Source organism: Nocardia testacea NBRC 100365, from assembly GCF_000308775.1.
GTDB lineage: Bacteria > Actinomycetota > Actinomycetes > Mycobacteriales > Mycobacteriaceae > Nocardia > Nocardia testacea.
This window is the reverse complement of record NZ_BAGJ01000065.1, coordinates 1-12464: the sequence shown is the minus strand read 5'-3', so window position 1 is coordinate 12464 and position 12464 is coordinate 1. Positions and strand designations below refer to the sequence as shown.

General features: G+C 68.7%; 11 protein-coding genes and 1 pseudogene. 4 read left to right on the top strand and 8 right to left on the bottom strand.

From position 1 onward, the window contains the following. Window positions 1-682: phytoene/squalene synthase family protein (locus tag ON38_RS08245; RefSeq protein ID WP_169333254.1), on the top strand; the 682-nt coding region annotated here is incomplete at its 5' end. A gap of 14 nt (window positions 683-696) precedes the next feature. On the opposite strand, the gene ON38_RS08240 is transcribed toward ON38_RS08245, so the two are convergent. Next, a complete protein-coding gene (locus ON38_RS08240) occupies window positions 697-1065 on the bottom strand; it encodes an Rv2175c family DNA-binding protein (RefSeq protein ID WP_039823727.1) in 369 nt (122 codons plus the stop codon). A gap of 145 nt (window positions 1066-1210) precedes the next feature. On the opposite strand from ON38_RS08240, the gene pknB reads away from it, so the two are divergent. Beyond that, the gene (gene pknB / locus ON38_RS08235; RefSeq protein WP_085995369.1) at window positions 1211-3124 is read left to right on the top strand and encodes a Stk1 family PASTA domain-containing Ser/Thr kinase; all 1914 of its coding nucleotides are present in this window, start codon (window positions 1211-1213) and stop codon (window positions 3122-3124) included. Window positions 3125-3591: 467 nt separating this feature from the next. Here the strand turns inward: pknB and ON38_RS08230 are convergent, their stop codons facing one another. Continuing rightward, the gene (locus tag ON38_RS08230; RefSeq protein ID WP_039823726.1) at window positions 3592-4977 is read right to left on the bottom strand and encodes a class II 3-deoxy-7-phosphoheptulonate synthase; all 1386 of its coding nucleotides are present in this window, start codon (window positions 4975-4977) and stop codon (window positions 3592-3594) included. 269 nt (window positions 4978-5246) lie between these two features. On the opposite strand from ON38_RS08230, the gene ON38_RS08225 reads away from it, so the two are divergent. Then, complete coding sequence (locus ON38_RS08225; RefSeq protein ID WP_039823724.1) at window positions 5247-5741, top strand: polyadenylate-specific 3'-exoribonuclease AS; 495 nt, start codon at window positions 5247-5249, stop codon at window positions 5739-5741. 82 nt (window positions 5742-5823) lie between these two features. Here the strand turns inward: ON38_RS08225 and qcrB are convergent, their stop codons facing one another. From qcrB to ctaE, 4 genes are all read right to left on the bottom strand, one after another. Beyond that, window positions 5824-7473: a cytochrome bc1 complex cytochrome b subunit gene (qcrB, locus tag ON38_RS08220; protein WP_039823723.1), complete on the bottom strand. Its 1650-nt coding sequence runs from the start codon at window positions 7471-7473 to the stop codon at window positions 5824-5826. Then, window positions 7470-8618 (bottom strand): cytochrome bc1 complex Rieske iron-sulfur subunit, encoded by a 1149-nt coding sequence (qcrA, locus tag ON38_RS08215; protein WP_039823729.1) that lies wholly within the window; start codon window positions 8616-8618, stop codon window positions 7470-7472. Before qcrA ends, qcrB begins: the two co-directional genes overlap by 4 nt. 103 nt (window positions 8619-8721) lie before the next feature. Then, window positions 8722-9585, bottom strand: a complete 864-nt coding sequence (gene qcrC, locus ON38_RS08210; protein WP_083872410.1) for a cytochrome bc1 complex diheme cytochrome c subunit — start codon at window positions 9583-9585, stop codon at window positions 8722-8724. A gap of 38 nt (window positions 9586-9623) precedes the next feature. After that, on the bottom strand, window positions 9624-10232 hold the full coding sequence (gene ctaE / locus ON38_RS08205; RefSeq protein ID WP_083872408.1) for an aa3-type cytochrome oxidase subunit III: 609 nt from the start codon (window positions 10230-10232) through the stop codon (window positions 9624-9626). Window positions 10233-10469: 237 nt separating this feature from the next. Here ctaE and trpD point away from each other — a divergent pair, with 237 nt between their 5' ends. After that, window positions 10470-11528 carry an anthranilate phosphoribosyltransferase gene (gene trpD, locus ON38_RS08200; RefSeq protein ID WP_051164496.1) on the top strand — a complete coding sequence of 353 codons (1059 nt, stop codon included), beginning with the start codon at window positions 10470-10472 and terminating at the stop codon, window positions 11526-11528. A 10-nt stretch (window positions 11529-11538) separates the two neighbouring features. Here the strand turns inward: trpD and ON38_RS08195 are convergent, their stop codons facing one another. Then, entirely contained in the window at window positions 11539-11814 is a 276-nt protein-coding gene (locus ON38_RS08195) for an Lrp/AsnC family transcriptional regulator (RefSeq protein ID WP_039823718.1), read from the bottom strand. 71 nt (window positions 11815-11885) lie between these two features. Further along, window positions 11886-12464 (bottom strand): annotated as a pseudogene (locus tag ON38_RS08190) (DEDD exonuclease domain-containing protein); the annotation flags it as partial.

Here is a 12464-nt window from a genome sequence, read left to right as displayed (position 1 = left end):
CCCGGTGACGCCGCGCACCGAGCAGGCGCTACCCGCGGCGTTCGATCGGGTTCTCCCGGCGCTCACCGACACCGTCGCCCGGTTCGCGATCGATCCGCGCCACTTCTGGACCTTCCTGGACTCCATGCGCATGGACATCCCCGGCTCGCCGCTGTTCCGCGACAGGTACTCCACCATGGCGGCGCTGCACGAGTACATGCGCGGCTCGGCCGCCGCCATCGGTCTGCAACTGCTGCCCGTACTGGGCACCGTCGGCCCGGCGGCCGAGGCCGAACCCGCGGCCGCCGCACTCGGCGACGCCTTCCAGCTCACCAATTTCCTGCGCGATATCGGCGAGGACCTCGATCGCGACCGGATCTACCTGCCGGCCGCCGAGCTGGCCGCCTTCGGAGTGGACGAGGCACTGCTGCTCGACTGCCGGCGCACCGGCCGGACCGATCGCCGCCTGCGCCGGGCACTGGCCCATCTGATCGCGGTCAATCGCGACCTGTACCGCTGCGCCCGGCCGGGTATCGAGTTGCTGAGTCCGCGGGTGCGTCCAGGTATCCGTACCGCCGCGGCCCTCTACGCGGCCATCCTCGACCGCATCGAGGACAGCGGCTACGCGGTATTCGCGCAGCGCGCCGTCGTACCGCAGCGGCGGCGACTGCGGCTCGCCGCGCACGCGGCCCTCGGTACCTGAGAACCGCGCGCGGTTCAGAACGGTTCGGCGGCGGCGCGGCGCAGCACCTCACGGGCCAGTGGCCCGTGCAGCGCCTCCACCGGTTTGCCCGGCAACGTATCGTCCTCGGTGAAGATCCACTCCAGGATCTCCTCGTCGGTGTACTTCGCGTCGCGCATCACCGTGATCAGGCCGGGCAGGAACCTCAGGACCGCGCCCGTATCGTCGAAGAAGATCTCGGGGACACCGACCACGCCGTCACGCCGGACGGCCAGCAACTGGTTGTCGCGCAGCATCTGATGCACCCTGGTCACCACAACGCCCAGTTTCTTCGCGACTTCGGGCAGCGCGAGCAGGGGTACCGAGGCGGGCAGGACATCGGTACTACAGGGAAAGGCACTCACGGGAGACAACGGTAGACGCTGCCCGCCTCCCTGCCGTGAGACACCCGCAACGGCCCGGCCGATACCATCGACAGCAGCCGCGCGGGGCGGCCACCGTGTGGGACACGGTAGGAAAGTGGAGAGGTTCGTGACAGCCGGAACAGAATTGATCGGTGCCGTACTGGACCGGCGCTACCGGATCGACGCGCCGATCGCCCGCGGTGGTATGTCGATGGTGTTCCGCGGGGTGGACACCCGGCTGGGCCGCCAGGTCGCCATCAAGGTGATGGATCCCAAGTTCGCCGGCGACCCCCAGTTCCTGAGCCGCTTCGAATTCGAGGCCCGCGCCGTCGCCGGCCTGAAACATCCCTCTCTGGTCGAGGTCTACGACCAGGGCATGGACGGCGAGTACCCGTTTCTGGTCATGGAGCTGGTCCAGGGCGGCACCCTGCGGGAACTGCTGCGCGAGCGCGGCCCGATGCCGCCGCACGCGGTCCGCGCCGTCGCCGAACCGGTACTGGCCGCGATCGGTGTCGCGCACGCCGCCGGGCTGGTGCATCGCGATGTGAAACCGGAGAACGTGCTCATCTCCGATTCCGGCGATGTCAAGATCGCCGATTTCGGCCTGGTACGCGCGGTCGCCGCGGCCAACACCACCTCGGCCAGCGTGATCCTGGGCACCGCGGCCTACCTCTCCCCCGAACAGGTCACCTCCGGCAGCGCCGACGCCCGCAGCGATGTGTACGCGTTCGGCATCCTGATTTTCGAACTGCTCACCGGCCGGGTGCCCTTCACCGGCGACAATTCGCTGTCGGTGGCCTACCAGCGGGTGGAGAACGACGTGCCGAGCCCCAGCGAGTTCATCGCCGGGGTCCCGCCCGAATTCGACCGGCTGGTCGCCCGGGCCACCGCCCGGGAACCCGGACACCGGTTCGCCGACGCGGGCGAGATGGTCGCCGAACTGCGGGCCATCGCCGCCCGCCTGGAACTGCCCGCCTACCGCGTCCCCGCACCGCAGGACTCCGCCGAACACACCAGTGCCCGCCATCCGGTCACCCGGCCCGCCCCCGAACCGGCCGCTGTCGGCGGTCACCAGGCCACTCGGATGGTGACCACGGCCCGGCCCCGGACCGAACCCCCGCCGCCCACCTATATCCCGCCGCAACAACCCACCCAGTACAGCGCCTATCAGGAGAGCCGGGCCAACCATCGGCGCAACGGCATGATCTGGGCCGCCGTGGTGGTCGTGGCGACCCTGCTGGTCGGTATCGGTGGCTGGTGGCTCGGCATGGGCCGCTACGCCACCGTCCCATCCGTCGCCGGTATGACCGTGCAGAACGCCACCGCCGAACTACAGGACGCGGGATTCGAGACCGGCACCCGGGACAAGGCCTCCGATACCGTCCCCGTCGGCGGCGTCGTGGGCACCGATCCGGGCCCGGGCGCCCGCGAGACCAAGGGCTCCACGGTCGACATCCTGATCTCCAGCGGTAAACCCCAGGTCCCCGCGGTATCCCCCGGCGCCGACTGGGACGAAGTCCAGCAGCTGATCCGCGACCAGGGCCTGCAACCGGTCGACGGTGGCGAAGTCGCCAGCACCGCCCCCGAGGGAACACTGGCCCGTATCGATCCCGGACCCGGCACCGTACTGCCCGCCGGCGCCCACGTGCAGGTCTGGAAGAGCAACGGATCCAAACCCGTCCAGCTGCCGGACCTGCGCGCCGACACCCCCGATCAGGCCCGGCAGAAACTGACCGAACTCGGACTCACGGTCGGCGGCGAACGCCCCGTCTACGACAAACTCGTCGAAGCGGGCCGGGTCATCGGCACCGACCCCGCGGTCGGCACCACCGTCGACGCCGGATCCTCGGTCACCCTGCTGATCTGTGAAGCCGTCACCATGCCCTCGGTCACGGGGAAAAAGGTCTCCCAGGCCCGCCATACGCTGGAATCCCTCGGCCTGACGGTCCAGGTCCGGCAGCTGGCACCCCTGGATTCCTCGGCCGTGGTCTCCCAGAACCCACCCGCGAACGCCAACGTCGAACCCGGCGCGACAGTCACCATCGTCGCCTTCCCCTGACCGATCACCCCGACAGCGGCCCCAGCGAGTGCGAGCCCACCGTACGGCCCCGTACCTCCAATGCCGATGCAACCCGCATGTGTCGAGTTTTACGAGACACCTGAAAGGGTTGAGGCCCGTCTCGCCGTTTCGGCCTCGAAAGCGCCCGCGCCGAAGGCGCAAGCCTCGAGGCCGAAACGGCGAGACCAAGGGGGCCTCAACCCCGCGCCGCCGCAGGCGGCGCCAAAAAACACAGCACCTCCACGAGCAAGCCCACATCCCACCTCCGCGAGCAACCCCACATCCGACCCCGCATCTCCGATGCCGACTCAACCCGCATGCGTCGAGTCCTGCGAGACACCTCAAAGGGTTGAGGCCCCGTCTCGCCGTTTCGGCCTCGAAAGCGCCCGCGCCGAAGGCGCAAGCCTCGAGGCCGAAACGGCGAGACCAAGGGGGCCTCAACCCCGCGCCGCCGCAGGCGGCGCCAATCAGCGCAGCATTTCCGCGACCAGGAAGGACAGTTCCAGGGACTGCTGGGTGTTCAACCGTGGATCGCAGGCCGTCTCGTACCGCCCGGACAGGTCGAGGTCGGAGATGTCCTGGGCCCCGCCCAGGCATTCGGTCACGTCCTCACCGGTCAGTTCGATGTGCAGGCCGCCGGGGTGGGTGCCGAGTGCGTGGTGGACCTCGAAGAAACCCTGGACCTCGTCGACGATGCGGTCGAAGTGCCGGGTCTTGAAACCGGTCGAGGATTCGTGGGTGTTGCCGTGCATCGGGTCGCACTGCCAGATCACCTGGTGACCGGTCGACTGGACCTTCTGCACGATCGCCGGGAGGATCTCACGGACCTTCGTATTGCCCATCCGGGAGACCAGAGTCAACCGGCCGGGTTCGTTGTTCGGGTCGAGCCGTTCCACGTATTCCACCGCCTGCTCGGGGGTGGTGCTCGGCCCGATTTTCAGGCCGATCGGGTTGGACAGCAGTTCGGCGAAGGCGATGTGCGCACCGTCCAATTGGCGGGTGCGCTCCCCGATCCACAGGAAATGCGCGGACAGGTCGTAGAGCGCCGGGTCGCCGGCCGAGTTGTGTGCGAGCCGCAGCATGGCGCGCTCGTAGTCCAGGACCAGGGCTTCGTGGGAGGCGTAGATGCGGGCCGATTGCAGGCTGGGATCGTTGACCCGGCAGGCGGTCATGAAACGCAGACCGCGATCGATCTCCCCGGCGAGCGCTTCGTAACGCGCACCGGCCGGGGACTGCGCGACGAAATCCCGGTTCCAGTCGTGCACCTTGTGCAGATCGGCCATACCGGCGTTGGTCAACGCGCGGACCAGGTTCATCGCCGCGCTGGCGTTCGCGTAGGCGCGGACCAGGCGGGACGGGTCGTGCTCGCGGACGCGGGCATCGGCGACCAGGGAGTTGACCATATCGCCGCGGTAGGACTTCAGGCCGAGGGCGTCGGTATCGGAGGAGCGGGGTTTGGCGTACTGTCCCGCGATCCGCGCGACCTTGACCACCGGCAGACTGGCCCCGTAGGTGAGCACCACCGCCATCTGCAGGAGTGTGCGGATATTGCCGCGGATATGCGGTTCGGTGTTGTCGGCGAACGTTTCCGCGCAGTCACCGCCCTGCATGAGGAATGCCTCACCGCGGGCCACCTCGGCGAGCCGCTCTCGCAGTTCGTCGACCTCCGCCGCCATACAGATCGGCGGTACGCTCTCCAGCACCGTCCGCATGTCCGCCGCCTGCTCCGGGTCCCAGGACGGCTGTTGCAACGCTGGGCGCGAAAGCGCCTCGTCGAGCCGTTTCCGCAGGTCGTGGGGCAACGGCGGAAGCTCGGGCAAACGGTCGATGGGAACGTCGACGGTCCAGTTCACCTCTCCAGGATACGTGGCCGGGTTTATGGCTCCGCCTCCGGCAGGGCTGGTCACGGCCTCGTGACCCCGGCCGCGGAGCCGGCCCACCGGTGGAGCAGAAGAGTGTGCCGGACCTCCGACTCGGGTCGCCGGGCCGGTGACGGTGGGACTGCGCGGTATTCGGCCCGCGCGCCACCGGTGCGTCGGAGAACACAGGCCCGGCCCTGCCGCGCGGGGGCCGGCGCCAATACACTCAGCGCGTTCTGTTCGCAGCCGAGGGGACCCACCTTTTGAGATATTTCTACGATGCGGAGTTCATCGAGGACGGCCACGTGATCGACCTGGTGTCGATCGCGTTCGTCTGTGAGGACGGGCGGGAGTTCTACGCGGTGTCCTCGGAGTTCGACGCCGGCCGCGCGGGTCCCTGGGTCAACAGGTATGTGCTGCCGAAGCTGCCGCCGCGGACTTCGCCGCTGTGGCGCACCAGAGAGCAGATCCGCGAGGATCTGTACCGCTTCCTGATTCCGCGTCCGACCGTGCAGCCGGAGTTGTGGGCGTGGGTCGGCGCCTACGATCATGTGGTGCTGTGCCAGCTGTGGGGGTCGATGGTGGATCTCCCCTCGGACCTGCCCCGCTACACCAACGAGTTGCGCCAGCACTGGGAGGCGCACGGCCGGCCCGAACTGCCGCCACCGCCGCGCGACGCCCACGACGCGCTGGCCGACGCCCGGCACAATCTCGCCAAATTCGAGGCCATCGAGTCGGCGCGCCGGCTCGCCCGATAGCGCTCGGCCGGGTCCGTCCGGCCCCCCGCAACGACACAGGCCCCCTGTTTCCAGGGGGCCTGTGTGCGGTGTGCGGTACGGGTCAGTGCCCGTGCTGCCCGTTGCTGCCGTTCGAGCGCGCTTCCTCCTGTACTCGTTTGAGTACGGCGATCTGCTTGTGCTCTTCTTCCAGCTCGGTCGCGAAATGCTGTTCACTCTCGCCGCGCGGGTCGGGCCGCAGGAAGCTGCCGGTACCCGGCTGGCCCGCCGAACCCAGCTGGTTCATCTTCTTGGGCACCGTCGCGCCCTGGTATTCCAGCGGGAGCGGGTGGCCGTGGGAATCCACCGGACCCAGCGGCTGGTGCACCTCGATGTACTCACCGTGCGGCAGGCGCTTGATCACGCCGGTCTCGATACCGTGCTCGAGGACCGCGCGGTCGCTGCGCTGCAGGCCGATGCAGAACCGGTAGGCGAGGAAGTACGCCACCGGCGGCGCGACGAGCAGGCCGATACGACCGATCCAGGTGGTCGCGTTCAACGAGATGTCGAACTTGAGCGCCAGGATGTCGTTGACGCAGGACAGCGTGAGCACCACGTAGAAGGCGATGGCCATGGCACCGATCGCGGTGCGCACCGGGACGTCACGCGGGCGCTGCAGCAGGTTGTGCCGCGCCGTGTCGCCGGTGAGCCTCTTCTCGATCCACGGGTACGCGATCAGCACCACGAACACCAGGCCCATGATCAGCGCGACCCAGAACACCGCGGGCACGGTGTAGCGGCCCAGGTACAGCTCCCACGGCGGCATCAGACGCGCCAGACCGTCGGTCCACATCATGTAGAAGTCGGGCTGGGAACCGGCCGAGACCTGCGACGGGTTGTACGGGCCCAGGTTCCAGATCGGGTTGATCTGCAGCACGCCGCCCATGATCGCCACGAAGCCCAGGGTGAACGCGAAGAACGCGCCCTGGTCGGCGGCGAACACCGGGACGATCCGGGCGCCGACCACATTGTTCTCGGTGCGGCCCGGCCCCGGGAACTGGGTGTGCTTCTGGTACCAGACGATGGCCACATGCGCCGCGATGAGCGCCAGCATGATGCCCGGGAACAGCAGCACGTGCGCGATGTAGAGGCGCGGGATGATGATCTCGCCGGGGAAGTCGCCGCCGAACATCAGCCAGTGCAGCCAGGTGCCGATCACCGGGACACCGATGGTGATACCGGAGAACGCGGCTCGCAGGCCGGTACCCGAGAGCAGGTCGTCGGGCAGCGAGTACCCGAAGAAGCCCTCGAACATCGCCATGATCAGCAGCAGCGAGCCGATCACCCAGTTCGCCTCACGCGGTTTGCGGAACGCGCCGGTGAAGAAGATGCGGAACAGGTGGATGATGATCGACGCCGCGAACAGCAGCGCCGCCCAGTGGTGGACCTGGCGGACGAACAGGCCGCCGCGCACCTCGAACGAGATGTTGAGGGCGGTCTCGTAGGCCCGCGACATGCCGACACCGCGCAGCGGCTGGTAGGCACCGTCATAGGTGACGTGCGCCATCGACGGGTCGAAGTACAGCGTCAGGTACACACCCGACAGCAGCAGGATGATGAACGCGTACAGCGCGATCTCACCCAGCAGGAACGACCAATGGGTGGGGAACACCTTGTTGATCGATCGCTTCATGAAGGCGGCGGCGCGGTAGCGCTCGTCCACTTCGTTGGCTTGTGCCGCAAGTTTGCGGCCTACAGCCTCTCCAGCACTCATGATCGACGCTCCCAGAAGGCCGGGCCGAGGGGTTCGATGAAGTCACCGTTGGCGACCAGGTACCCCTCTGAGTTTACGGTGATCGGCAACTGCGGCAGCGCTCGGGCAGCGGGACCGAAGACCGGCTTGCCCCATTCGGTCGCGGAGAACTGCGACTGATGGCAGGGGCACAGGATCCGGTTGGTCTGCTGTTCGAACAGCGAGGTCGGGCAGCCGAGGTGGGTGCAGATCTTCGAGTAGGCGAAGTAGTCGCCGAAGTTGAAGCTCTCCTGGCCCTTGCGTTTGATGGCGTTCTTCGCGTCCTCGGAGCGCAGCCGGATGAGCATCACGGCATTGCGGATGCCGCGCAGCGACTGCAGGGTGGCGTGCTCGTCGCCGCGCCACGATTCCTTCCACGGGAAGACGGTCTCCATGGCGCCCGCGTCGAGATCCTCGGGCCGCACCAGCACGATGTCCTGCGGACGGCCGGTATCGCGACGGATGTAGATGGTCTCGCCCGGGTAGTCCGGGGTCCAGCCCGACACCCACAGCGGCGACTTCTCCCGCTGCGCCCACGGGTTCTTCACCATGCCGCCCACGAACACCAGCAGCGCGCCGATGCCCAGGATGCCCACGCCGGCACCCGCGGTGCGGGTGATGAGCTTGCGGCGGCCCAGCGTGGAGGTATCGAGAGCGTCGCCCAGCTCGGCCGCCAGCGTCCGCCGGTCGACCTCGCTGGACTTACCGTCGTGCCGGTCCTGGACCGACAGTTCCGCGGGAATGAACTTCTTGCGGATCAGCACCACCGCGATACCGATGGCCAGGATCGAGATACCGAAGGTCAGGCCGTACAACGGGGTGGTCAGCGCGTACAGACCGTGCCCGTCGTCTTCCTTACCCTTGTACTCCCAGGGCCAGAACAGGAAGACACCCACCAGCACGGCCGCGGCCAGCCCGGAGATAGCGAACCACAGCGCGACCTGGCGTTCGGCGCGCTTCTCCGCGCGGGTGCCCGGAACCGGCCAGCGTTCCCGCCGGTAGGCGACCTCCACGCCGTCGCGGGCGGTGCCGAGTGCGACCAGCTCCTCCCGCGACATCGCGTCCAGTTCGGCCTCGGTCGGTTCGGCCGGGGTCGCGGCCGCGGATTGCTTGTCCAGGCCACCCATCTCGTTTTGCTCCTGTTCGCTCATGACTGGGTCCCTTCCGACAGGGACGTGATCGGACGCCCTCCGTGGCCACGCAAGCCACCGCCTCCGGGCGCTGACCCGCTCATGTCCGGGATCCGATCCAGATCGCCGCCCCCACGACCGCCACGATGCCGATGGTCCAGATGGCCAGGCCCTCGGTGGCGGGACCGAAACCGCCCAGACCCCAGCCGCCGGGCGACCTCGCCTCGGCCGAGTCCTTCACATAGGCGATGATGTCGCTCTTCTCCTCGGCCGAGAGCTGCCGGTCGGAGAACTTCGGCATGTTCTGCGGGCCGGTGACCATCGCGGTCCAGATCTGGGACTCGGAGGCCGGTTCCAGCGGCGGGGCGAACTTGCCCGAGGACAGCGCGCCGCCGCGACCGGTGAAGTTGTGGCAGGACGCGCAGTTCATGCGGAACAGCTCGCTACCGCGGCCGATATCCCCGCCACGCAGCGATTCCTGCGCGACCTCGCCGTTCGCGTCGCGCGGCACGGTCGGGCCGCCACCGTTGGCCGCCACATAGGCGCCGAGGGCGTCGGTCTGATGCGCGTCGAACTTCGCGGGTTTGCGCTCGGCCTGCGCTTCGTTACGGGTCATCGGCATACGCCCGGACGACACCTGGAAGTACACGGCCGCCTCACCGACACCGATCAGGCTGGGACCGCGGTCGGGCACGCCCTGCAGGTTGGCGCCGTGGCAGGTGACGCAGGAGGTCTCGTACAGCTGCTGACCCTCGCGGATCAGCGCCACCGAATCCTCGTTCGCCGTGGCCACCTGGGGCTCGGGGGTGAGCGCCGAGGCGAGGAAACCGGCTCCGACGAGACCCACCATGAGCGCGAGGCCACCCGCTATCCGTCGGCGGACGCGGCGCTGCCTGCGCTTTTTGCTGGCCTCGCCGTGCCCACCGCTGGCGGGCGCTGGCGCTGTCGGGGGCGATGAACTCATCTGTGTCCCTTTGGAGTAGACGGAACCTGGTGCCGGCGTCACCGGACGAAGTAGATCGTGGCGAAGAGCCCGATCCACACGATGTCGACGAAGTGCCAGTAGTAGGAGACGACGATCGCGGCGGTGGCCTGAGCCGGGGTGAACTTGCTCATCGCGGTGCGCGCGAGCAGGAACAGGAACGCGATCAGACCGCCGATGACGTGCAGGCCGTGGAACCCGGTGGTGATGTAGAACACCGATCCGTAGGAGCTGCCGGAGATCGAGGTGCCCTCCGCCACCAGGTGGTAGTACTCGTAGCCCTGACCGCATACGAAGAACGCGCCCATGAGGAACGTGACGACATACCAGCGGCGCAGCCCGAACACGTCACCGCGTTCGGCCGCGAACACGCCCATCTGGCAGGTGAACGAGGAGGCGATCAGCACGGCGGTGACCGGGATGGCCAGCTTCATGTTCAGCTCGGTCGGCGGCATCGGCCACTCGGGCGCCTGACTTCGCGCGACGAAGTACATCGCGAAGAGGCCGGCGAAGAACATCAGCTCGCTGGACAGCCAGATGATGGTACCGACGCTGACCATGTTGGGCCGGTTCAGCGAATGCACACGCTGGGTTATGGCCGATCCTGAGGTACCTACTGCGGTCGTCACGGGGGTAAGTATGACTCTTCGTAGTACGACAGTCGAAGTCGGGTGCCGAACTTGATCTCCTGTGTCGTGATCGACCGGCGCCGTGCACCTCTCACGGCGGTCCGGCGTGTCGGTCTCTCCCCCGCCGGGCAGGCCCGCCAGCAGCGCCGATGACGTCGTGCGGTGCACCCGGCCGGGCGCGGTTTAGGGTGTGCACAACCGTTCGGTCACAGATATCGGTGCGACGAGGAGATTGAGATGAGCGTGCGCAGCTGGCCCCAGATGCTCGGGGCGCTCGCCGACGGACAGGACCTCACCGCGGACGATACGACCTGGGTGATCGACGAGATCTTCACCGACAACTCCACCGCGGCGCAGATCGCCGCGTTCGGGGTGGCGATGAAGATCAAGGGCCCCACCCCCGCCGAACTGGCCGGTATGGCCCGCGGCATGCTCGGGCACGCGCGGTTGGTGAAGATCGACGGCGACGCGGTGGACATCGTCGGTACCGGCGGCGACCGCTCGGGCTCGGTGAACATCTCCACCATGTCCTCGATCGTGGTCGCGGCCGCCGGGGTACCGGTCGTCAAGCACGGGAACCGGGCCGCGTCCTCCAAGAGCGGTGGCGCCGATGTGCTCGAGGCCCTCGGAGTGAAGCTGGCCCTGGGCCCCGAATCGGTGGCGCGCTGTGTGCGCGAGGTCGGTATCGGATTCTGCTTCGCTTCGCTGTTCCACTCGGGTCTGCGTTTCGCCGGCCCGGCCCGGAAACAGATCGGGATCCCGACCGTCTTCAATGTGCTGGGCCCGCTCACCAATCCCGCCCAGCCGCGCGCGGGCCTGGTGGGTTGCGCGTTCCCGGATCTCCTGGCCACCATTGCCGGGGTTTTCGCCGAGCGTGGCGCCGGTGCGCTGGTGGTACGCGGCCGGGACGGCCTGGACGAGATCACCACCTCCGATGTCACCGATGTCTTCGTGGTCGCCGACGGTGTGGTCACCGAAGCGGTGATCGACCCGACACGACTCGGGATCGCCCGGGTCGACCTGGACGAACTCCGCGGCGGCGACGCCGAGGTGAACGCGGGGGTGGCCCGTGACGTGCTGGCGGGCAATCCCGGTGCGGTGCGCGACGCGGTCCTGGTGAACTCCGCTGCCGCCATCACCGCCTACGACCTTTCCCGCGGCGCAGACGCCACGGCCGGACTCGACGATCATCTGATGGCCGGGATCGAGCGGGCGGCCGCCGCGATCGACAGCGGGGCGGCGGCCGCCCTGCTGGACCGCTGGGCGGCGCTCACCCGGACCCTCGGCGACGACTGACCGGCCCGGTTCACTCCCCGATCGAGAAACCGGCCTCGACATCGGCGCGCGAATACGATTTGAACGCGATATGCGTGACCGTGCGCTGGACGCCGGCGACCTTGTCGATACGCGCGGTGACCACCTCGGCGACCTCCTCGTGGTCCCGGACCCGCACCAGCGCGATCAGGTCGACGTCACCGGCACAGGAGTACACCTCGGTCACGCCCTCCGTCTCGGCCACCGCCTGCGCGGTCTCCGGAATGCGCCCGTTGTCGGCCTGGATCAGAACGATGGCGGTAATCATGGGACCAGCCTAAGCATGATGGTTGCGCGGTCCGGGCCCCACGGTCTATCGCCGGTCCGGGCCCCGATCGCTCAGCCGCGCTGTTCGTCGTAGGACTCCGCGGTTCGGGCCGCGCCCGCGGCGGCGTCGGCGGCCTCGGCCCAGTCGATCCAGCGGCCCGCGCCGTGAGCGGGTTCGGCGTAGCCGTCGGTGGTACGCACGATCCGTACGCCGGGGCGTTCCAGCCAGCGGGCGATCACCGCAACCTCGTCCGGGGACGCGCCGAGCAGGGGCGGTAGCCGCGGATCGGCGCCGCCGAGGGGCAATTCGTCCGTGGCCGGCGCGCCCGGCTCCGGCGCGGTGGGGAGCACGGTCTGCGCGGCGGCCGCGATCCGCTCGACCACCGGCATCGGCGGGATGCCGCGTGCGGCCGTACCCGCACCGGCGAGCCGGCCGTGGCGGATGACGGAGAACTCCCAGCCGCCGGCACCGTCGGGATGCGCGGCGATCAGTTCGGCGGGACGGGCGACAGCGGCCAGCCGCTGGGTGCGGCGCAGCGCGCGGATGAGGGCCGCGGTCCGGTCCCGTAGCCGGGCGGCGGATTCGTACTGCTCGGCGGCCGCATACTCCTCGATCCGGGTCAGCAGCGCGCGGATAGCGGCATCGTCGGT